Annotated in this window: 24 protein-coding genes and 1 riboswitch; of the genes, 19 read left to right on the top strand and 5 right to left on the bottom strand. The window is 38.1% G+C overall.

Annotated features, from left to right (window positions below):
* Window positions 1–136 precede the first annotated feature (136 nt).
* The 4 genes from MHH58_RS10145 to MHH58_RS10130 all read left to right on the top strand — a co-directional run bounded on the left by MHH58_RS10145 (window position 137) and on the right by MHH58_RS10130 (window position 4,780).
* On the top strand, window positions 137–730 hold the full coding sequence (locus tag MHH58_RS10145) for a WxL domain-containing protein (RefSeq protein ID WP_341345823.1): 594 nt from the start codon (window positions 137–139) through the stop codon (window positions 728–730).
* Window positions 731–827: 97 nt separating this feature from the next.
* Window positions 828–1,847: a DUF916 and DUF3324 domain-containing protein gene (locus tag MHH58_RS10140; RefSeq protein WP_341346105.1), complete on the top strand. Its 1,020-nt coding sequence runs from the start codon at window positions 828–830 to the stop codon at window positions 1,845–1,847.
* A 14-nt stretch (window positions 1,848–1,861) separates the two neighbouring features.
* Window positions 1,862–3,601, top strand: a complete 1,740-nt coding sequence (locus MHH58_RS10135; RefSeq protein ID WP_341345822.1) for an Ig-like domain-containing protein — start codon at window positions 1,862–1,864, stop codon at window positions 3,599–3,601.
* Window positions 3,602–3,724: 123 nt separating this feature from the next.
* On the top strand, window positions 3,725–4,780 hold the full coding sequence (locus tag MHH58_RS10130; protein ID WP_341345821.1) for a tartrate dehydrogenase: 1,056 nt from the start codon (window positions 3,725–3,727) through the stop codon (window positions 4,778–4,780).
* Window positions 4,781–4,923: 143 nt separating this feature from the next.
* Here MHH58_RS10130 and MHH58_RS10125 read toward each other — a convergent pair whose 3' ends face one another.
* Window positions 4,924–6,624, bottom strand: a complete 1,701-nt coding sequence (locus MHH58_RS10125) for a M3 family oligoendopeptidase (protein ID WP_341345820.1) — start codon at window positions 6,622–6,624, stop codon at window positions 4,924–4,926.
* Window positions 6,625–6,789: 165 nt separating this feature from the next.
* Here MHH58_RS10125 and MHH58_RS10120 point away from each other — a divergent pair, with 165 nt between their 5' ends.
* Both MHH58_RS10120 and MHH58_RS10115 read left to right on the top strand, forming a co-directional pair.
* A complete protein-coding gene (locus MHH58_RS10120) occupies window positions 6,790–7,389 on the top strand; it encodes a LemA family protein (protein WP_115885312.1) in 600 nt (199 codons plus the stop codon).
* Complete coding sequence (locus MHH58_RS10115) at window positions 7,389–8,237, top strand: TPM domain-containing protein (RefSeq protein ID WP_135098693.1); 849 nt, start codon at window positions 7,389–7,391, stop codon at window positions 8,235–8,237. The genes MHH58_RS10120 and MHH58_RS10115 overlap by 1 nt, the downstream gene beginning before the upstream one ends.
* 444 nt (window positions 8,238–8,681) lie before the next feature.
* Here the strand turns inward: MHH58_RS10115 and MHH58_RS10110 are convergent, their stop codons facing one another.
* Complete coding sequence (locus MHH58_RS10110; protein ID WP_135098691.1) at window positions 8,682–9,446, bottom strand: CPBP family intramembrane glutamic endopeptidase; 765 nt, start codon at window positions 9,444–9,446, stop codon at window positions 8,682–8,684.
* A gap of 189 nt (window positions 9,447–9,635) precedes the next feature.
* On the opposite strand from MHH58_RS10110, the gene groES reads away from it, so the two are divergent.
* The 12 genes from groES (at window position 9,636) to MHH58_RS10050 (ending at window position 18,881) form a co-directional block, all read left to right on the top strand.
* Window positions 9,636–9,920 (top strand): co-chaperone GroES, encoded by a 285-nt coding sequence (gene groES, locus MHH58_RS10105; protein ID WP_135098689.1) that lies wholly within the window; start codon window positions 9,636–9,638, stop codon window positions 9,918–9,920.
* Window positions 9,921–9,959: 39 nt separating this feature from the next.
* Window positions 9,960–11,585: a chaperonin GroEL gene (gene groL / locus MHH58_RS10100; RefSeq protein WP_341345819.1), complete on the top strand. Its 1,626-nt coding sequence runs from the start codon at window positions 9,960–9,962 to the stop codon at window positions 11,583–11,585.
* 157 nt (window positions 11,586–11,742) lie between these two features.
* The gene (locus MHH58_RS10095) at window positions 11,743–12,207 is read left to right on the top strand and encodes an HK97 family phage prohead protease (RefSeq protein ID WP_341345818.1); all 465 of its coding nucleotides are present in this window, start codon (window positions 11,743–11,745) and stop codon (window positions 12,205–12,207) included.
* A gap of 271 nt (window positions 12,208–12,478) precedes the next feature.
* On the top strand, window positions 12,479–13,387 hold the full coding sequence (locus tag MHH58_RS10090; protein ID WP_341345817.1) for a DUF6731 family protein: 909 nt from the start codon (window positions 12,479–12,481) through the stop codon (window positions 13,385–13,387).
* A complete protein-coding gene (locus MHH58_RS10085) occupies window positions 13,384–13,836 on the top strand; it encodes a hypothetical protein (protein ID WP_341345816.1) in 453 nt (150 codons plus the stop codon). Before MHH58_RS10090 ends, MHH58_RS10085 begins: the two co-directional genes overlap by 4 nt.
* Window positions 13,837–13,936: 100 nt before the next feature.
* Window positions 13,937–14,164, top strand: a complete 228-nt coding sequence (locus MHH58_RS10080) for a helix-turn-helix transcriptional regulator (RefSeq protein WP_341345815.1) — start codon at window positions 13,937–13,939, stop codon at window positions 14,162–14,164.
* A gap of 59 nt (window positions 14,165–14,223) precedes the next feature.
* Window positions 14,224–14,529: a DUF771 domain-containing protein gene (locus MHH58_RS10075; protein WP_341345814.1), complete on the top strand. Its 306-nt coding sequence runs from the start codon at window positions 14,224–14,226 to the stop codon at window positions 14,527–14,529.
* A gap of 285 nt (window positions 14,530–14,814) precedes the next feature.
* The gene (locus MHH58_RS10070; RefSeq protein WP_341345813.1) at window positions 14,815–15,240 is read left to right on the top strand and encodes a hypothetical protein; all 426 of its coding nucleotides are present in this window, start codon (window positions 14,815–14,817) and stop codon (window positions 15,238–15,240) included.
* Window positions 15,241–15,556: 316 nt separating this feature from the next.
* Complete coding sequence (locus tag MHH58_RS10065; RefSeq protein ID WP_341345812.1) at window positions 15,557–15,757, top strand: helix-turn-helix transcriptional regulator; 201 nt, start codon at window positions 15,557–15,559, stop codon at window positions 15,755–15,757.
* 281 nt (window positions 15,758–16,038) lie between these two features.
* Window positions 16,039–16,206, top strand: coding sequence for a hypothetical protein (locus MHH58_RS10060; protein WP_341345811.1), 168 nt, complete (start codon window positions 16,039–16,041; stop codon window positions 16,204–16,206).
* Complete coding sequence (locus tag MHH58_RS10055; protein WP_341345810.1) at window positions 16,207–16,851, top strand: hypothetical protein; 645 nt, start codon at window positions 16,207–16,209, stop codon at window positions 16,849–16,851.
* 758 nt (window positions 16,852–17,609) lie between these two features.
* Entirely contained in the window at window positions 17,610–18,881 is a 1,272-nt protein-coding gene (locus tag MHH58_RS10050; RefSeq protein ID WP_341345809.1) for a RidA family protein, read from the top strand.
* A 49-nt stretch (window positions 18,882–18,930) separates the two neighbouring features.
* On the opposite strand, the gene MHH58_RS10045 is transcribed toward MHH58_RS10050, so the two are convergent.
* From MHH58_RS10045 to MHH58_RS10035, 3 genes are all read right to left on the bottom strand, one after another.
* A complete protein-coding gene (locus tag MHH58_RS10045) occupies window positions 18,931–19,380 on the bottom strand; it encodes a QueT transporter family protein (RefSeq protein WP_341345808.1) in 450 nt (149 codons plus the stop codon).
* Between the two features lie 8 nt (window positions 19,381–19,388).
* Window positions 19,389–19,432: riboswitch (PreQ1 riboswitch) on the bottom strand.
* Window positions 19,432–20,205, bottom strand: a complete 774-nt coding sequence (locus MHH58_RS10040) for an NRDE family protein (protein WP_341345807.1) — start codon at window positions 20,203–20,205, stop codon at window positions 19,432–19,434. It overlaps the preceding riboswitch by 1 nt.
* The gene (locus MHH58_RS10035; RefSeq protein ID WP_341345806.1) at window positions 20,192–20,869 is read right to left on the bottom strand and encodes an RluA family pseudouridine synthase; all 678 of its coding nucleotides are present in this window, start codon (window positions 20,867–20,869) and stop codon (window positions 20,192–20,194) included. The genes MHH58_RS10040 and MHH58_RS10035 overlap by 14 nt, the downstream gene beginning before the upstream one ends.
* A gap of 131 nt (window positions 20,870–21,000) precedes the next feature.
* Here MHH58_RS10035 and MHH58_RS10030 point away from each other — a divergent pair, with 131 nt between their 5' ends.
* On the top strand, window positions 21,001–22,440 hold the full coding sequence (locus MHH58_RS10030; RefSeq protein ID WP_341345805.1) for a phospholipase D family protein: 1,440 nt from the start codon (window positions 21,001–21,003) through the stop codon (window positions 22,438–22,440).
* Window positions 22,441–22,486 lie beyond the last annotated feature (46 nt).

Below are 22,486 nucleotides of genomic sequence, written 5' to 3'. Positions count from 1 at the left end.
TAAAATAAGTATTTAGAAAGGAGGTGATGAATAGTAAGTAGATAACTATAGTTATTTCTGAATCGAATGATGTATAATATACATATAACTTAGAATATTACTGCAATGGTAATATTTATAAAATGGAGGAAGAAAAATGAAAAAACCATTTATTTACTTATTAACAGCTGGCCTTGCCGTTTCGATGATTGCTAACACAGGTTTGGTAAACGCTGAAGAAAAACTTATGAATAAATCAGAAGCGACTGTTGACTTTAAACCAGGTTTTCTCAAACTAACTGAGGTTTCGAGTATAACATTTAATGAGGTTGATATCGTAGCAGAAGATGCAACTGCTAAGTCCACTTCAGATGTTTCAGCAACTGTGTCAGATTTACGCGGAACTCATGCAGGTTGGACATTGACAGCTGGACTTAAAGAGTTTAAGGATGAAACGGGATCTCCATCACTAGCTGCAACAAATATCAAATTTGTAAGTGGGAGTGCTGTATCAAGCGCTAATTCTAATCCAGTTGTCTTGGAGGAAGTGAAATTAGAAGCGGGAGAAGAAGCGAAGAGTCTACTTGTTAAGGCACAAGAGGGTGCTGGTATGGGCGAAACAACAGTTAATTGGGATTCTGAAAATGTTCTGTTAACAGTTCCAGAATCTGTTGTTAAAGTAGGTCAACATACAGCTGCCATTGAATGGCTAATGACGGATAGTCCTCAAGATACAGAAGTTACAGAATAATAATAAGATATTAGAGCGTTTGGTAAAAAATAAGCTAAAAACACCTCGAAGTGTATTCATCGAGGTGTTTTATCTTATAATATAATAGGAGGTTTTTATTATTAAATTTAAATATATAGTTACTGTCTTACTTTTATTTTTACTTTTTCCTTTAACAGTTCAAGCAAATGATGGTGCTGTCCCTTATTCAGTACAGTCAGTTTTACCAGATAATCAAGTTGATTCAAATGCAAGTTATTTTGATATTGAAATGGCACAAGGACAAGAACAAGAGCTCGAAGTTATCGTCAACAATAGTTCTGATGAGGACATTACAGTCGAAGTTTCTAACAATCCGGGTCTTACTAACAGTAATGGTTTAATTGTGTACGATGGTTTAGATGAAGATGAAGAGTTACATGAGTCTATGGCACATCCTTTTAGTGAAATGTCATCTTTAGAATCTCCAACTGTCGACGTTGCAGCTGGTGAACAAGAGTCAGTTTTTCTAACTGTCCAAGCGCCTGACGAAGCATTTGATGGTGTAATTTTAGGCGGTCTATATTTTAGTTTAGAGCCGGCAGAATCTGAAGCTACGGAAGGTGTAACGATTCAGAACAGATATTCATATGCATTAGCTGTTCAAATTACTGAAGAGGGCAACGATAACTTAGTTGAACCAAACATTGAAATACTGCGTGTAGAACCTGGTATTATTAACCATAGAACAGGATTACAAACAGAATTTGTAAATCCCAGACCTATGATTGTTGGTTTAGAAATTGAAGGCAGTGTATATGGAGCGGGAGAAGAAGAGCCACTGTATACACGGACAGAAGAAAGCTTTACAGTTGCCCCAAACACTAAATTTAAATATCCAATAATGTATGATAACGAACGGTTAGAGCCAGGAGATTATATATTCAGAGCAACTGCGAGTCGTGGTGATGAGTCGTGGGAATTCGAAGAAGAATTTGAAATATCAGAAGAAAAAGCTGATGAGGCGAATGAAGAAGCAGTTGAACTTGTAGAGGAAGAAGATAACACCCTTCTAATGTATTTAGTAATTGGATTAGGAGTTCTAGTCGCTGTACTGCTTATAGTAGTAATTTATTTACTTAGAAAACGTAAAAAATAAAAGGAGTGGATAGTGTGAAGAAGAACTTAATGATAGTCGTTGCGTTTGCCTTAATATTTACACACATAATCCCTCCGTACAATATAAGTTTTGCAAATGACGAAGTAAATGATTGTGAAAATATGGATTTCACAGTCCAAACAATTAGAGAAAATGATAAGAAAATTAGTGGTACTGCACAGCCATCTCAAAAACTTAAAATCGATTTTAAAACTAAGAACAAAACAGAAGTTATAAATATTGCTGTTAATGGGAAGTTCGAACTTAAAGTTGAGGAAGGATCTTTAGCCTTAGATGATGTTATTACGATTAGTAATGATTATTTTAAAGTTGAGACTAAGGCAGTTTCAGAAGAAAGTGCAACATCAAAAATCCAATCTAATCAATACGTTGAATGTCCGATAGTGGAAGAAAAGAATATTGAGGAAGTTCTAGAAGAATCACCAAATACCAAAGACCACCAAGAGGAAAAATTACCTGAAGAAGCAGTGAGATCTGCGGAACTTTCAAATCAGGAGTCAATTGAAGAAAAAGATGCAACTACACCCACGCTTGATACGCCGAAAATTAATAGTACTTCAGCAGATGGTTACACAATATCGGGTTCAGATGAAGAATCTGGAGATACTGTGACGCTATCGAATGAAGTTGCCAATGAGCTTGGTTCAACAATTATCGAAGACGATGGAACCTACACATTTGACTTGCCAGCAGATACAGTTGAACAAGGTGAAACCTTATCTCTTTTAAGTGAAGATGATGCAGGCAACTTAAGTAATGAAGTCACAGTTACAGTACCAATTGAAGATACAAAACCGCTGGAACTTGAAGCAGTCGCAATTGATGGTAATTCAACTGACGATTATGAGATTACAGGTTCTTCAGAGCCGAATACGACATTATCAGTTACAAATACTGATGATGATGAAGTAGGAACAGGAACGACAGATGATGAAGGTGATTTTATAGTGGACGTGACATCAGATGATGTTTCACCAGATGAAATATTATCCGTTGTTGCTACAGATGGGCAAGGTAATGAAAGTGATTTTTCCACAGTGACAGTACCTGTAGATCAAGATACGATAGAACCAGTACTTAGTTCAGCAGATATTGAAGGTAATTCAACGGATGGTTATAGGGGAGTAGGCAAGGGTGAAGAACCTGGAGATACTGTAAATTTCATCAATGAGACAGGGGCAGTAGTTGGTACAGGTCCTATTGGTGAAAATGGTGCTTATTCATTTACATTAGCTGGGGACTTTAATCCAGATGAAGTTCTAAAAGTACAAGCAGTGGACGAGGCTGGAAATGAAAGTAATATAGTCCAAGTTACGGTGCCATCTGACATTATTAAAATTGAAAGTTTACCTGATATTATATTTAATTCAACTTCAATAACTGACGAAAAAACTTTGATATTAAGACAGAGTGAAAATAATAGTATTAAAATAACGAATGCAAGCAGTAAAGGGAATTGGACGTTATCAGCTAACGCTAATTCATTAAATGATGATAAAGGTAATATTATTCCAAATGCTTTAATATATAAAAAGAAAAATGATGAAGAAGTCTCTCTTGAAAATGGTTATGTACCAGTTGCAACAAATGAAGATGCAAAATCAGAAGGAACAACAGATACAATAACATGGTCCGAAAACGAAGGTATTCTCTTGAAACTTAATCCAATTCAGGCAAAAGCTGATACCGAATACAGTACTACAATTAATTGGACTTTAACGGAAGGTCCTTAAGAACATATTCCGAGGTTATAACGTATTTTCGTTGTAACCTCTATTTTGTATTCAATGGTATAATATTTTTATCAGTATTATTCAATATTCTGAAATTACATACATAAACATCGGGGTGAAGGAATGAAAACATTAAATATCGCATCTATTCCAGGGGATGGTGTCGGCAAAGAGATTATGCCTGAGGCGATTCGCGTCTTGGAAAAAGTTGCACAGGTTCACGGCGGGCTTCAGTTTAAGTTTGAAGAGTTTCCTTACAGCTGTGATTACTATTTAAAACACGGAGCAATGATGCCGGAGGATGGCATGGACAGACTCAGCCAGTTCGATAGCGTATTTTTAGGTGCTGTCGGCGATGCGTCGAAAGTGCCGGATCACATTTCGCTCTGGGGCCTGCTGCTTAAAATCCGTCAGGAGTTCCAGCAGGAGATAAACATCCGTCCAGCTAAGCTGTTGAAGGGTATTAATTCTAAATTAGCTAATCCTGAAGACTTCGATATCGTCGTTGTCAGAGAGAACAGCGAAGGGGAGTACAGTTCAATCGGCGGCCGTATTTTCCACGACGATAAGGAGATTGCGATTCAAAATAATGTCTTCTCAAAGCGTGCGACGAAGCAGGCAATGAATATCGCCTTTGATCTTGCATCAAAACGGAAGGGTCTTGTGACAAGTGCCACCAAATCCAATGGTATTTTTCATGCCATGCCTTTCTGGGATGAAATTTTTGAAGAAATTTCAGCGAAGCATCCAAATATTAAATCAGAATCCAAACATATCGATGCTTTGGCCGCATATTTTATAACACATCCGCACGAGCTTGATGTAGTTGTCGGCAGTAACTTATTCGGCGATATTTTATCCGACGTTGGTGCTGCCATAATGGGCAGTATCGGTGTTGCACCTTCAGCAAACTTAAACTTGAACGGCAAGTACCCGTCGATGTTCGAACCTGTTCACGGTTCAGCACCGGATATTGTCGGTAAAGGTATCGCCAACCCGATCGGACAAATCTGGACTGCGAAAATGCTGCTGGAATTTAACGGCGAAGCAAATATAGCAGAACATTTATTGAAGGTCATCGAAGCTGTTACTGCTGACGGTTATCAAACACCGGATCTCGGCGGTAAATATAAGATGACTGAAGTGACAGATGAGATTATTAACAGACTAGGTCAATAATTAGTTTTATACCCGCATAAAATGAATAAATTTATGCGGGTATATTTTTTCATTTTAGTCACGTATACATAATTCTTGCTCATATCAATGAAACACCACAAAAAAACAGGATCAGCCCAGCTAATCCTGTTTTTTTATGCTTTTTACAGTTTTTTATCATCAATTGAATTCAAGTATTCATGCACTTCATCGATAACTGTTTCGAGTGAACCTTCCTCAAACGGAGATTTCAGGTTAGCAAGTTCTACCAGCGAGTTGAACGGCAGTGAGCCGCCGACTTTACATAAGGCGAGATAATCAGCCCAGGCGCCGTCAAAGTCTTCTTTCGCCCGTTTCCAGAACTGAAGCGCACACACTTGTGCGAGCGTGTAGTCAATATAGTAGAATGGTGCACCGAATATATGCCCCTGTCTGTGCCAGAAAGATCCGCTTTCCAATGGTTCAATTCCATCATAGTCAGTATGCGGTAAATATTTTTCTTCGATTTTTTTCCATTCCCCGCGTCTCTCTTCAGGTGTCAGTTCAGGGTTTTCGTAAACAACATGCTGGAATTCATCAACTGCTACACCGTAAGGCAGGAAGGAAATCGAATCCGCCATATGAGAGAACTTGAATTTATCCGTATCTTCCTTAAAGAACATTTCCATCCACGGATAGGTAAAGAATTCCATACTCATCGAATGGATTTCTGCCGATTCCAGGGTCGGGAAGGCATATTCCGGCACTGTCAGATGACGTGACATATACGTTTGGAAGGCGTGTCCCGCTTCATGGGTCAGCACTTCCACATCACCCTGAGTTCCATTGAAGTTCGAGAAGATAAACGGCGCTTTATAATCTGCAATCATCGTACAGTAGCCGCCGCCTTCTTTCCCTTTTTTAGCTTCTACATCAAACAGATCGCGTTCGGTCATGAATGTATAAAATTCATCTGTTTCAGGTGACAGTTCCTTATACATCTCAGCGCCATTTTTCATAATATCTTTCGTTTTACCTTTTGGCGCGGCATTACCTGTAATAAATTCAAAGTTGCCATCATAGCTTTTCAGAGAATCGAGACCGATACGTTCAGCCTGCCGTTTTTTCAGTTCGCTTACGATTGGCACTACATACTCTTCAACCTGTTTTCTGAACTTTTCAACCATTTTACGGTCGTAATCGATACGGTTCATACGGATATAACCAAGTTCTACAAAGTCTTTGTAACCAAGCGATGTTGCGATTTCATGTCTCGTTTTTACAAGTTCATCGTAAATATTATCGATTTCTTCAAGGTGTTCTCCCATAAAGCCCTGAACAGCAAGCACCGCATCTTTTCTGACTGAGCGGTCGGGGTTCTGAGTATACGGTGTGAATTCCGACAGGTTCAATTTCTTGCCGTCAAATTCAATTTCAGCTGATGCAAGAAGTTTATCGTACTGGGTGGCCAGTTTATTTTCTTTTTGAAGCAGTGTTTTGACTGAAGGGTCAAAAGTTTTTAAAGCATTATCCGACAGTTTGAAAAGCTGCTCCCCAAAACGCGCTTCCAAATCATCGCGGAATTTACTTGTCGTAATAGCTTTACGGTAGCGGTTGGTAATTTCAGTGAAGGAAGGGTCATTTTCATCGAAATAGTCGCGCTCTGCATCGTAGAACTTATCACGTGTATCAATCGATGAACGGATAGACGCGAGTGTCGCCATCGTATCGAGATGATTAAATTCAGTGTTCAGCTTATCGAGCACAGTGACCTGTGCATCTGCAGAATCTGCAGCATCAAATTCTTGCAGCAGCGAATCTACAGTTTTCTCAAATTGTTCTAAATCCGGACGTTCATATTTAAAATCTTCGAACTTTGTTACCATACTAAAATTCCCCCTTAATGGTCTTAATCAGTATTTTAGCATAAGGAGTAAAAAGTCTGTTATAAATATGGTAGGGTGTATAGTAATAATTTGCTGAAATTGGGGTAATATATAAGAGTAATGTCTTATGCATACATTTAATACTTAACGAAAAGAGGACGAAAGATGAAGAAGTTACTTATACCAATTGGTGTACTTATCGCAGTGATTGTTATTATTGCGATTATGATTGTACCGAGATATAACAGTTTGGTAAATCTCGATGAAGAAGTTAACCAGAAAGAATCGCAAATTGAAACGCAGCTGCAGCGCCGCGGAGATTTAATCCCAAACCTGGTAAGCACAGTACAGGGGTATGCATCTCATGAAGAGGAAATATTTACTGACATTGCGGATGCGCGTTCACGTCTGGCAGGTGCAAGCGGCGACGTTGAAGAGCTTGCTGAAGCCAATAATGAAATGACGAGTGCGCTGTCACGTCTTTTAGCTATTTCTGAGAACTACCCTGATCTGCAGGCAAGTGAACAGTTTACAGGTTTAAGAGATGAACTTGCAGGTGCGGAAAATCGTATCGCAGTAGCGCGTCAGGATTACAACACAGCGGTGCAGGACTATAACCGCAATACGAGAACATTCCCGGGCAACATTATCGCAGGAATATTTAATTTCGATGAGAAACCTTATTTCGAAGCGGATGAATCTGCACAGGATGTACCGGAAGTAGAGTTTAATACTAATCAAGATGATACAGACGGTGGAGAGTAATGCAAAAAGCCTTTGCTTTTACAGTTGTCGTACTGAGTATATTACTTCTCAGTACGCCTGCAGAAGCAAGAGTGGATTTGCCGGCGCTCAATGAAAGTCATTATTTTGTGCAGGATAATGCAGGTGTGCTCAGCGACAGTGCAATTAATGAACTTAACGAAAAGGGTACACATCTGGAAGAAGGAACGGGTGCCGAACTGTTATTAATGACGATGGATTCTACAGGACAGGAACATCGCCAGGATTTTGCTCTCCGTGCACTGAGAGAATACGGTGTCGGTAAAGCCGAAAAAGATAACGGCATTGTTATTCTTTTAAATCTGGACAACGACAATGAATTCAATAACCGGGGCATCGAAGTACAGGTGGGTTACGGTGTTGAAGGATACTTAAACGATGCGAAAATAGGGCGCATTATTGATAATGTGGCTTATGAAGATTTAGTTGCCGGAAATTACGAAGCGGCTCTGACTAATCTGTATACTGCTTTATATGATGAGTCTTTAACCGCTTACGGTTATGAAGATGGTGAATTTACGCGGGATGAACCCGCTGAAGACACCGGAACAGGACAGAATGACAGTATATTTTCAATTCTGATCCGGCTGGCAATATTTATGACGGTACTGTACTTTATTTACAAAATGTTTTCAGGCGGCGGGGGCTCCGGAGGTTCCGGTGGCTCAGGCGGCAGACGAAGAAGAAGCGGCGGTCCCGTAATATTCTTCCCTCCAGGCGGAGGCGGAGGATTTGGCGGCGGCAGCTCAGGAGGCGGATTCGGCGGCGGAGGATTCGGCGGATTTGGCGGCGGCTCCGGCGGAGGCGGCGGTGCAGGCCGCGGATTCTAAACTGTTTGAAAAAAATAAATAGGCTCGAGAATCTTGATATTAAGATTCTCGAGCTTTTTTTGTTATGACATCCTCTCATGCCTATGTATGGTTTGATGCGTATACATGACATCCGCTCATGCCTACGTAAGTTTTGATACGTATACATGACACCCGCTCATGCCTACGCAAGTTTCGATTCGTATATATGATACCCGCTCATGCCTACGCAAGCTTCGATTCGTATACATGACATCCGCTCATGCCTACGCAAGCTTCGATGCGTATACATGATACCCGCTCATGCCTACGCAAGTTTCGATGCGTATACATGATACCCGCTCATGCCTACGCAAGTTTCGATGCGTATACATGACATCCGCTCATACCTATGCAAGTTTCGATGCGTATACATGACAACAAAAAAGCCGAAGTGCCTGAAACAAGCAACCCGGCTCAAAATATTTACATAAACAGTGAAATGATTGCATTCAGCTGATTCTGCATTTGTTCTGCCTCTTCTAAAAAGTCTGCGAAGACGGTTTGAATCAGGACCACGAGCCCGTTCATAATAATGTGCACCATTACTGGTACAAACAAGCGTCCCGTAATGACATATAAAAAACTGAAAACATAAGACATCGATAAATAAATCAGGATATGTGTAAAGTCAGCATGAGCCACCGCGAAGATTAATCCGCTCACAAGTCCCGCAATTAAAAATGCGAGTACTTTCTGTGCTGTACTGTTCATAGGAAACAGTTCGTAAATTTCACCGAAGATTGCTCTTCTGAACACATACTCTTCAATAATCGGTCCGAATAATACAACGACCAGAATCATCCAGGGAGAGTTGAAAATCATATCGACAATTTCTGTCGTATTTTGACTTTCGACCGGATTTCCAAGGACGTAGATATTAATGAGGCCTGCCGCAATTTGTGACATATAGGCTAGGAATACCCCACCGATAATCCAGACTGTTGTCAGCAGGCTGTCTGTCTGTTTGCCAAGTTCTATTCTGTTCTTATTCTTATGCAGGTTCCCGATAATGACTACAATAACTGCTCCAAGTCCGAAAGTAAGGACCTGATACGGCATCAGTTTTTCAACGAGTTCTCCGGGTCCGAGTGAGGGATCCATAGCTGTGAAAACTAAGCCGACAGGAAGCAGTGCGAATTGTACCGCAAGGAATGTTAAAATAATTAATATACTGTATACGCGTCTCAAGTTTAAACCTCCAATAATCAATAATTTTATCTTACATTAAAAAGGGGAAACTCAAAAGTAATACAATCTTATCGCTTGCAATTTTGACCAAGTTTGATTATTATAATTATTGTTAGCACTCAATATTGATGAGTGCCAAACCATGCAGTTAATTTTATTGAATTTAAGATTAATAAGGAGGGCATTTCCGTGTTAAAACCTATTGGAAATCGTGTAGTTGTAGATTTAACAGAAAAAGAAGAAACAACAAAGAGCGGTATCATTCTGACTGATTCCGCAAAGGAAAAACCGCAGGAAGGTACTGTAGTCGCAGTCGGTTCAGGACGTATACTTGAAAATGGTACAAAAGTAGATCTTGAAGTTAAAGAAGGCGACAGAGTTGTCTATGCAAAATTCGCAGGCACAGAAGTCCAGCATGGAGATAATGACTATTTAATTTTATCTGAATCAGAAATTTTAGCAGTAATTGAATAATATAAACATCGCATATAATTCATTTTGGGAGGCAATATAATGGCTAAAGAATTAAAATTTTCAGAAGATGCACGTCAGTCAATGCTGGCTGGTGTGGACAAATTAGCTAATGCTGTAAAAGTAACATTAGGACCAAAAGGACGCAACGTCGTTTTAGATAAATCATTCTCATCGCCGTTAATTACAAACGACGGTGTCACAATCGCTAAAGAAATCGAATTGGAAGACAAATATGAGAACATGGGTGCAAAACTCGTTGCAGAAGTTGCAAACCAGACGAATGAAATTGCCGGTGACGGTACAACAACAGCAACGGTACTTGCTCAGGCAATGATTCAGGAAGGCCTTAAAAACGTAACGAGCGGAGCAAATCCTGTCGGCATTCGTACAGGCATCGGCCGTGCGGTTGAACGCGCGGTAGAAGCACTTCAGGAAGTGTCAAAACCTGTTCAGGATAAAGATGCAATTGCACAAGTTGGTGCGATTTCAGCAGACGATCCTGAGATCGGTGAATATATTTCTGAAGCTATGGAAAAAGTCGGCAATGACGGAGTGATTACGATAGAAGAATCACGCGGCTTTAAAACTGAACTGGAAGTTGTTGAAGGAATGCAGTTCGACCGCGGCTACCTGTCACCGTACATGGTTACCGACTCTGAAAAAATGATTGCTGAGCTTGAAAACCCGTATGTACTGATTACGGACAAAAAGATTTCAAGCATCCAGGACTTAGTGCCGTTATTAGAACAGATTGTGCAGCAGTCACGACCAATCTTAATTATTGCAGATGACGTTGACGGCGATGCAATGACTAATCTGGTGTTAAACAAAATTCGCGGTACGTTTAATGTAATCGCAGTGAAAGCACCAGGCTTCGGTGACCGCCGTAAAGCAATGCTCGAAGATATTGCGACCTTAACCGGCGGACAAGTCATTACCGATGAACTTGGTCTTGAACTTAAAGATGCGACACTCGATTTACTGGGTAATGCAAGCAAGGTTCACGTATCAAAAGACGACACAACTATCGTTGAAGGTGCCGGAGATAAAGAGGTAATCGAAGGCCGTGTAAACCAGATTAAAGCGCAAATTGAAGAAACAACTTCAAGCTTTGACAAAGAAAAATTACAGGAACGTCTGGCTAAATTAGCAGGCGGCGTCGCAGTAATTAAAGTTGGAGCGGCTACTGAAACTGAAATGAAAGAACGTAAACTCCGCATTGAAGATGCGCTGAACTCAACGCGCGCTGCAGTGGAAGAAGGTATTGTAGCAGGCGGGGGAACCGCACTCGTTGAAGTGTACTCGAAAGTTGCAGAACTGGAAGCGGAAGGCGATGTGAAGACAGGAATTAACATCGTACTGAAAGCACTTGAAGCACCGCTGCGCCAGATTGTTGAAAACGCGGGACTTGAAGGCTCTGTTATCGTGCAGCAGCTGAAACAGCAGGAGTCAGGAATCGGCTACAATGCAGCAACTGATGAATGGGTTAACATGATCGATGCAGGTATTGTGGATCCTACAAAAGTAACACGTTCAGCACTGCAGAATGCAGGTTCTGTAGCAGCAATGTTCTTAACGACAGAAGCAGTCGTTGCAGACATTCCGGAAGAAAACAGTGGCCCTGATATGGGCGGCATGGGCGGCGGAATGCCCGGCATGATGTAGTTAGTCTTTAAAAACCAGTTATATAAATGGTTACAAGCTCTTTAGTATATCCATTACATGGTTTATTACATGGTTTATTACATGTTTGTACCTAATAAGATACTGGAGAAGTCTTCATGAGGTTACTAAACCTTGTGGAGGCTTCTTTTTTAGGTTTTTGTCAGATGAACGTAAATATCCATTGTGCCTTGGACGGCCCTGTATCTCTTTGATGGGTACCTTGGACTCAATTTTAAGCGATGTACAAGTTCTTATTAATCATAATAAAAATTTAAATGTCACACGAACGATGTCAAGGATTTTGAAACTATGGGTAGATGATATCGGTTTAAAATTTAAAGCTCAAATTGCAAATACCACATATGGAAGAGACCTTGTTGAAAATATTCGTAATGGTAACATCAGTCAATGCTCATTTGGATTTATATTAGGAAAAAATGGTGATGAATACAGATTTGATACTTCTCATATGATACGTAAAAGAACAATCAAGAATATTAATTCTATTGTAGATATTTCTTTTGTGACTTACCCGGCTTATCGCGACACTGTTGTTACTACATTTATAAGAAATACAAATGACGAAAAAGAAAAACTAAAACTAATATTGGAACTTATGTAAATGAATATAAGGATTCAATTAACCTTCCCCCTAAATTGGAGTCATTGCCGAAAGAGGGGTTTTACATATAAATAATATACGCATATTAATGGGAACGTCAGTTCGCTTTTTATGCCGTTTCGTGGTATAATGTACTTGTGTAGTTAAGCTGCTGGCCTTCCCGCTAGCAGCTATTTTTATTTAGATATTGAAGCACTTAGTAAATATCTGTAAGATTTGGTTAACTACACAAAGAAAGAGGTACTGGGGAATGGGGACAAAAAAGAAGTTCATGAAAATTGAAGCTTTTGAAATGAAAGTGTACAGAAACGAAGAAGTAGGGAGCGGCAATTGGCAATATTTCCGACTAAGTAATCTCGAGGAACGTTATAATATTCTAAAGAAATCAAAAGAACATCAAATAGATTATGGCCTATTTAAACATGAATTAAATTTCCTGAAATTAAAAGGCCAGCAGTATGAACTTATATTCAATAAAATAAGTTCTACAGATTTTCCGATAATTATTGATAATGATGGTACTATTTCGGATATGAAAGACAATATTGCTGAAGATAAAAATATTGGCCATCTTACATGCGCTATTTATGATGAAGTAAATAAAGTGTTACTTTTACAAGTGAATTTTAACGCAATGAATGTTCGGCAAGTAGAAAGTTATTTGAATGAACTTTTCGTTTCGGAGGATTATATTCTTAAATTAGAACCTTTAATTAATGAACGATTTTACGAAAAAATAAAAAGACAAACTAAAACTAAATTTGAGGTTTCAATTCTGGTCAATAGTGGTGTTTCTGGAGCTACTGATAAGAAGGGTATTTTTTTCAAAAATTATGAAGCAGCTAAATCAATAAATGCAGTTAGAACAAGTTTTACGTTGTCAATGGGACAAGTTAAAAGCGAGGCATTAGAAGATGCAGACTCTAATCAGTTAATTGACGATATAATCAATAATCAAGACATCATACCTAAAGCAAAAGTATCATATAAAGAACAAATGGAGTCAAAAGTCGTTTTAGCAGATTTATTGAATATGAAGATGAACAGCGTTGTAGATTTTGATATACCCGAACGAGCTACATTGAGAGAAGATGCTATTATAGAAAAGATACGTTTTAATTATGAAGATGAATTTAAAGAAAGGATAAATAAATTCTTTAATGACTTCGGGAGGAGATGAATTTTATCAGAAAGATTTTTATAGCGATAGTGATTGTTATACTTATTATTTTAAGCATTAGTATATATCATTCAAACACCTTCACTCAAAATCAAATTTTAAGTTATTTTATTACTATTGATGTAACTGTAATAGGTTTTATAATTACTCTAATTGGTATTATTGCTGCAATTCGTAATATAAATATTGTAGATTCATATATAAAAGATCATGGAAATAGTTTTAAGAATGTGTTATTTTTCAACGTATTTTCTGGAATGCTGACAATTATTTTGATACTCGTATTAATAAGTTGGATTGGCGTTTTTGTATATGATTATCTTTTAATCGGAATACTAATATTTCAAGGGCTTTTTTTGATTAGTGCTATGTTTATTGTGATTAACATGTTGGATATGATTTTTAAAGAGTCTGATAATCCAATAGAGGAGAAAGATATTTATAAATGAAATTTAATATTTCTGAAAAAGACCATCTCACTGCAGGTGGTTTTTAATCTTTACATAAAGAACATATGTTCGGTATAATTGCCCTGAGAGGTGATTCCACATGAAAAAATTTTATCAGTTGTATATGGTACGCAATGAAGCAGGAGAATCAACCGCAGATATCGAAAAACTAATCGGGTTAAATAAATCGTCATACTGGAATCGAGAGAATGGAAAAACTCCATTCACATTGCCCGAAGCCTTCCCTTTAGCAGAAAACTATGATAGAAGTATTGAGGAGTTGTTTCCGGAGACTTTGCTAATTAAAAAAATAGTTAAAAGTAATTGATATGATATTAAATAAGTTCAAGCCATTATTCCGTATAATAATCAGCAAGGGATGGTCTTATGAGACAGTTTTTAGAAGTGAAAGTTGAAGTGCCGGAAACTCATGTAGTAATACCCAAGGAATTCTATGAGCAACTGCTTAATCAAGAACTAACCGGTCAATTTTACACAATCAAAGATTTAGTCAATCTTACTGGAAAATCAGAGTCATGGTTGTACGATAACTTGCTAAATAACCCATACCGTAGAAAAGACATCAGAAAGTTTACGCATTACCCGAAAGGTAAGGGCGACCGCTGGTTATTTAAAGCGACGGGTTTAAGAGAGTATTTAGAAAATGAATTCTTAGAAATATTAAAGAGGTAAACAACTAAATCCATTGCGCAATCGGCCTCATATATAAGCTCACAGAGCGACTTTAACGAGATGATTAAGGGGGATAAGTCCCAAAACCTTTTAAATCGCTCTATGGGCTTATTTTTACGTTTAAAGTTACGTCGGTACTATCGACTCCATAAATTATGAGGTCATTAATTAATGATGGCACAAAAAAGATATTTATTACATGATTCCATGAATTGAGATAGTCATAATTTGATGCGTTTATATTGGTATAATTAGAATTGCAAGTAAATTATAGGAGGAATAGGAATGTCTGATATATCTATAGATAATTGGCAGAAGTTATTGAAAGTTTATCATGAGAGTTGTGGCGAAGAATCTTCAAAACAAAAAACTGATCAAAAATTTGATAGTGCTAGTATTTCAGATGATTTACATGTAATCGTGAATGAGAGTTATATCAATAACGAAGATATTAAGAGAATCTATTTAGAGGGCACCAGAGCTATCTTTAAAATGCAAGATGAAAAGTATGTTGAGGTTAAAGAGGGTTCACAAAGGTTAGAGGTTAATTTTTATCACAAAGCTGAGATAACTACAGTAGAGTTTGGTCGCGATGCCTATACAATAATTCCTGAGAAAGCCATTTTTACAGATAAGAAAGGCGAGACATTCACTCTTAATAAGAACGCCAGCGAATATAAATATAATCTTAAGAATTTTATAGAATTGTAATTTGAATGGAGACACCCAATGAGGTGTCTTTTTTATGTCAAAATGTTGACTAATTTTGACATTCTCGCACGTGTTTATGCTTAGAAATGCTAAGATTAAAAACAGTAGTAACAGTGTTTCGGGTGGATCCTAAAACCTTTAAAATCTTTCAGTGGGCTTATTTTAGTGTTCTAATATAGTGATATTTATAAATGCAAAATTTTTAATATATTTGGAGGTCTTTTATAAGAGGTAAAGACTTTGCAGACGAAAGGACACTTTGTGAATTCATGTGTATTGTCGAAACGTTCTTTGATATTTTAAGGAGGTAGTTAATATGATATATCCCATTCTGTATATCACGCGAAAGAAACCAAAAGAATCCGCAACTGAGTTAGCGAAGTATTTACATATAACTCGACAAGCTTATGCAAAGAAAGAAAATGGAGAAACTCAATTCACATTAAAAGAAGCGAAACAACTTGCTGAGCGTTATGACACCTCAATAGATTACTTATTTAAAGAAAGTATGGAATAGAATTTTTAAGAATTTTATAAAAGTAGACTCCATACGCATGCCTACAAGCGTTGTTTAGATATTGATTGGAGTTGTTGACCGTAAAAAGGATTTAAAAGGCTGTGCGGTCTTATACGGGTGCTCTAAATGATGCATATACTTTCGTGTAAAAATACATATATATAAATTGTGACATTTTTAATAATGTGTAGATGTCAAGCTAATTATTGTGTATGATTGGGTTACTTGTATTAGAATATAAGTATGGATGATTAGTATAATAATCATTAGGGGGAATAAAAATGGCTACAGAAAGTTTCACAACAGACTACAAGTTTAATAGTAAGAGTGCTGAGAAAGTAGTTAACGCCATGGATAAAAAACGTAAAGTATACAGAGCTAACGTTAACTCTCAAAGGGTTGATGACGCAAAACAAATAAGAGCAATTTTGAGCAAAGCTAATTCTTAAATGTCTCTAAAAATTATTTCTTTATCAGGTTTACTCAACTCTTATGACGAGTCTATCCCCGGTGACAAAACAAGAGTTGAAGAGGAAACAAAAGCTTTATTAAAAACTTTTAAATCAATAAGTATAAGTGGTAGTGATTTACAACATGACGTTGAAGGTTTTTTGCATAATAAAGCAATTGAATTTGATAAATCTGATTTTTCTAAAACGCATTTGATATTTTCCTCTTATCAAGGCAATGATGTATTAGTAGGTTATTTTTCGATAGCTAATAAACCGTTAATTTTTACCAAAAAGCAAATGCAGAGGTTCACGAAAAGTTTGCAGAAAAGGATTAAGAGAAAATCATCCAACCATTCTGAACTTACCGATAATTATTTAATCAGTGCATACTTGATTGGCCAGATCGGGAAAAACTTTTCGGACGAGGCGCTGAAGACAAAAACTATAAATGGAAAAGTTTTGCTAACTCTTTCATACGACGCTATAAAGGAAGCTCAATCATTGACAGGCGGCTCTTTTATATGGTTGGAATATGAAGACGTTGAGAAACTTCGCGATATGTATTCCCAGTTTGGGTTTAGCGAAGTAGATAATTATACTTCACCAACTGGACTGAAAATGGCATTCATGCCTATAAAATAAATATCTAAGGGTAGTTTTGGGGGACGATTCCTGGAACAACTCACTATAATATTAATTACTAGTAAACCGCCTAGATTATTGGTCTAGGACGGTTTTTTTGTTTAGAACGTATTTTTAAAGTATCGTAGATTTTACGGAGGAAGGTATAAGAATTTCCAGTATTTCTTTCGATTTCTCTTCAGACAAGACGACTTTTGATAAATCAATTGGTTTTCCATGCCTATCGAAGTTTTTTACTTCCATTGAATTTACCTCTAATTATCGATAATTTACTCTTCGCGTAACTCATTATATCATTCTGCATCTAATATAGAATTGAATAATATTCTAATTAATGAGTTCAGACTTTTATTACATGTTTATTACATGTTAGTCCCTTAAAATGGAAATATTGATATAATAAATTTAAACACAAACGCTGTTAAATCAACGTTTTAAAAGTATGTTTTACTGTATTTTATGTGTTACATCATGCCGGGCATGATGTAGTAACAGTCAGTCTATTTCTCATTTAATATATGTTTACGGAAGGTTTTCCATAAGGTTGCTTAACCTTTGGAAGACCTTTTTTTATTCTATAATTGTAGGAAGCAATAAAATGAAAAGGTGAAAATGTGTTATATGACAATTCTATTTATTTGTTCTTGATGTAAGGTGGATAATGAAGTATATATTTTATAATTTATCAGCAGGATAAGTCATCAACTTTGTTGATTATATATTTCAAATAAACCTAACTTTAAAGGAGCATATTATTCATGAGTGACTATAATGCAGTAGCACCAACTAATACGGATAACGCACCGAAGTTTGACGAGTCTTCTCAGTCAGCAGCGTTTTCACATTACAGCAACTTATCAGCACAGTTGCCAATCGATCCTTCAACTGGAAAATTAGTAGAAGGCGGCGTTAAAGCGCAGGCTGAACAAAGTTTTAAAAATATCGAAGCAATTCTTAAAAACTTCGACCACGTAATGAGCGATATCGTAAGAATCACTGTTTTCGTTACAGATATCCAGAATGTAGATGCTGTGAACGAAGTCTTCCACACATTCTTCCCGACATACGTACCAGCGCGTACGAATGTAGCGGTTAATGCTTTACCGATGGATGCTGAAGTTCAAGTTGAAGCACTTGTATCACATGGTGTAGGTACAATTCCTAATGCACCGCAGGCTGGAGATTTAATTAAATTAACAAACCACACTGCGAATGCACCGGCAAATGCTTTATCTTCACAAACTGTAGCATTTTCACACTACAACAATATTACAGCTCAGCTGCCAATCGATCCTGCAACAGGCAGAATCGTTACAGGCGGAGTAAAAGCAGAAACTGCACAAAGCTTAAAAAATATTAAAGCAATCTTAAACAGCATCGACGTACCATTCGATGACATCGTTAAAGTAAACATCTTCGTTAAAGATCTTGCGGATGTTGAAGCGGTTAACGAAGTTTACTCTGCGTTCTTCCCGGATTCTTCTATCGCGAGAACTGTAGGATACGTACCAGCTCGTACTGTTGTTCAGGCAGCAGACTTGGAAATGGGTGCTTCTGTACAAATCGAAGCAGTCGTATCACACGGTGACGGTACGCCGCCGCAGGCTATCGAAGACAGACACGGTATCGTGATTAAAGCAAATAATACTGAAAATGCGCCAGTGGACAGCTTATCTACACAAACTGTAGCATTCTCACACTACAACCATTTGTCAGCTCAGCTGCCAATCGACCCTGCAACTGGTAAATTAGTTGAAGGCGGTATTAAAGAACAGACTAAACAGGCTTTAACTAACATTAAAGCGGTTATCGAAAGCGTTGACCACGTAATGGAAGATATGGTTAAAGTAAATATCTTCGTTAAAGACCTTGCAGATATGGATGCAGTCAACGAAGTTTACGCAGAATTTTTCCCTGAAGGCACGCCAGCAAGAAGAGTTGTCGGCGTTTCAGCACTGCAGGAAGATGCTCTAATTCAGATTGACGCAATTGCGGGCAATGCTGAAGGCACACCACCTGAAACTAAATAATAGCAACCAGATAAAAAATACGCCTCCATTTATATGGGGGCGTAATTTTTTATTCCGGCAAAATTCTATGGCCGATTTTTTTAAATATAAACGTGCCGATAAATGTCGTAATCAGCGTCGACAGTCCAACTGTTGCTGCACTGAACCAGTACGGCAGTCCAAGCACTAAATACAGGGCCAGTGCCACAAATAGTCCTGCAAGAACACTGTACTGCAAGGCGTTTATCCAGACGTTTTTTATAAAGTAACTTAATGTATAGGCAATTACCGATATAGTTACACCGACAACGACGTCGATTAAACCGAGGCTTGAGAAAATATTTGCGATTCCGACACCCAGGACCATGCCCGGTATATATTTTCGGTTGAAAAATGGAATGACACAAAGTATTTCACTGATTCTGAATTGAATCGCTCCGGTGCCAATCGGGTTAATTACAGTAAGTGCGACGTAGATTGCCGCTAAGACAGCATTAATAGCCATGTCTCTGATATTCATAATAATAAATCTCCTTAGTTTTTTTGACAGGGAGTTTGCGAACCTGTTTTTTTATTTATTGACTGATATCGTCCCAGTAACTTCACCGGTTAAGGCACCGTTTTTGAAGGTGCGCTCAATCAATGTAATGTTGTCCTGACGGTCGACAAGAACGACAGTGGAGCATCTGGTGCCGTAATCAAAATCCGGGATATCGATAAACAGCGGTGATAATTTCTTTTCGAGTTCGAACTCGACACCCGTTTTTTGAACGATATCATCTGCTGCCTCGGTGTCGATGCGGAGCAGATTAAATAAAGCATCTATATCTACTTCATCTTCAGATAAAACTTCATCCAGTTTTTCTTTTCCGATAACGACTTTAGGCCAGGGTGTATCCAAATATTCATTGGACAGCCCGTGCGTGCCTTCAGTTACACGTGAGATCTTGTTATCGTAATTGTTCATGTAATAAAGTTCATCAGGAGTACCTGCGAGCAGATTAAAGCCTGCATAGTCATTGCTGTATTCCGAAAGATTTGTTAAATATTCTTTAGGATTTTCTTCTGACAGCAGGTAATTGACAATCAGTTCTCCGCGGGACTTTTCAGCTTTCAAGGTCATTTCTTTTGGTGTTCGGATATTAGTCAATGCTCCTATTTTACCTGATTTTGATACCGCCAGCCAGGTGCCTTTTGCTTTTAAATCACGGCCGCCTAAAATATTCTGATGGTCTTCCCAATAAGACATCGGTGCGGTCGGCCGTGAATAAAATTCATCACGGTTCGCTGCAAACACCATTTTATATTTTTTGTGCGTTCCGATATTAAAATTAATAAGACACATTGAAATCACTCCAAGGGAATGTTTCAGGCGGCTTGCAGTGAACTTCCACGTACTCGTCTTTCGTAGGATGCTTAATACGCAGATAAGTTGAGTAAAGTGCAATCTGCTGACCGACTTTTGAATTCTTATTATATTTTTGGTCGCCGAACAGTGGATGTCCGAAATGCGACAGCTGCACGCGAATTTGATGTGACCGGCCTGTGTGAAGCTTCACTTTTACAAGTGAAAATTGCTTGTTTTCATCAACAGTTTCATAATCCAGCTTGGCCATTTTTGAACCGCGGTGATTTTTATGAACCACCTTGGAAATATTTTTCTTGGCATCTTTAAATAAATGATTCGTTAAAGTACCTTTTTTCTGATCCAGATGATTCTCTACAACAGCATGATACTCGCGGTCGAAATTTTGAAGTCTGACTTCATTCGACAGCCGTGACGCCGCTTTTGAAGTTTTGGCAAAAACGACAGCTCCGCCGACAGGACGGTCTAATCTATGAACCAGCCCCAAATAAACCGCTCCGGGTTTATTGTATTTTTCTTTAATATATTCCTTTAACATAGTTAATAAGTCTTTATCTTCTGAACTGTCTTCCTGGACAGGGATGTTAACCGGCTTATCGACAATGAGTAAATGGTTATCTTCGTACAGTACATTAATATTCACACATTTCACTCCTTAAAATTCGTAAGTTATATTATACCATCTATACGAAAAATATCTTATCACTTTCGCAATCTTTCTTTGTTAGAATAGAGATAAGTGTAAATTAATACTATTAATTACAGGGGTGGATTATGAAAAAGCGATATTTTTTCTTACTTGTTTTTGCTGTATTAATACTTATACCGCTCGTTGTTGCGGGTGTGCGTTATTTTGTACCGGTACCGGCAGGAGTATCGTACGAGTCTGAAGAATATCAAACAGACGATGCGGGATTTTTATACGATCTTACATATACAGAGAATAACGAAATAACAGAAGAGCAGGAAATTTTTGAAGAGATTTATACGATGATTGATGAAGCGGAAGAATTTCTGGTCCTTGATATGTTTTTATTTAACGATGATTATAACCACGACACTCTGGACTTTCCGCCCCTGTCTCAAAATTTAACAGATAAATTGACAGCTAAACAGGAAGAAAATCCAGATATGGATATAATCTTTATCACAGATAGAATTAATACTTTCTACGATACGTATACACCGCCGCATATTGAACAGCTGAAAGAGGCTGGAATAGAAGTCATATTTACCGACCTGTCGAAATTGCGGGACTCTAATCCGTTGTATTCAGGCTTTTACAGAACTTATTTTCAATGGTTTGGAACGTCTGAAGACCAGTGGCTGATGAACGCATTAAGACCGCAGGGTCCGGAAGTAAATATACGTTCTTATTTAACGATGTTGAATTTTAAGGCTAATCACAGAAAATTAATCATTAATGAAAAGAATGGTCTTATTTCGTCGGCAAACCCGCATGATGCAAGTGCGCATCATTCGAATATCGCTGTGAAACTAAGCGGAGATATTCTCTACGATATGCTGGAATCAGAACGCGCAGTAGTGAATTTCAGTGGAGGAAATACGCGTGTTTTCAGCGATTTTGCTGATAAAATGCCTGAAAAAGCTGAAGAGAGTGAAGGGCAGTATACTGTAAAGCTGATTACCGAGAAAAAGATAAAGGATAATATACTGGAAATCGTGAATAGTGCCGGTCCGGATGATATTTTAAATATAGGGCTGTTCTACTTATCTGACAGAGATATTATCGAGGCATTTAAAGAAGCACTCGACCGTGGTGTGGAACTCAATATGATACTTGATATTAACCAGGATGCTTTCGGTAACGAAAAAAATGGCGTGCCGAACAGACCGGTGGCCGATGAGCTGATGAATCATGACACTCAGCCGAATATCCGTTGGTATAAATCGAGCGGGGAACAGTATCACGCGAAGTTTATCATGCTGGAAACTGCGGATGAAGTTATATTTAACGGCGGATCGGCTAACTTTACAAGGCGGAATCTGGATAATTATAATCTGGAAACAAACATGGTGGTGACAGCTCCCAAGGGCAGTGAATTTGCTGGGGAAGTCACTGCATATTACGACCGTCTGTGGATGAATGACGGTGCGGAGTATACGCTTAACTATGAAGAAAAAGCAGAAGAGTCACTATTTAAAACGATGTTGTACAGGATTCAGGAATTTACTGGATTATCGACATTTTAAAATTAGATAAAACCCGTACAGTGGACTCCTTTAAGAGAGGCAGCTG

The sequence above is a fragment of the Jeotgalicoccus sp. FSL K6-3177 genome (genome assembly GCF_038050175.1).
Lineage (GTDB): Bacteria > Bacillota > Bacilli > Staphylococcales > Salinicoccaceae > Jeotgalicoccus > Jeotgalicoccus nanhaiensis.
The sequence above is the reverse complement of the archived record's forward strand: the minus strand, read 5'-3'. Positions and strand labels throughout refer to the sequence as shown.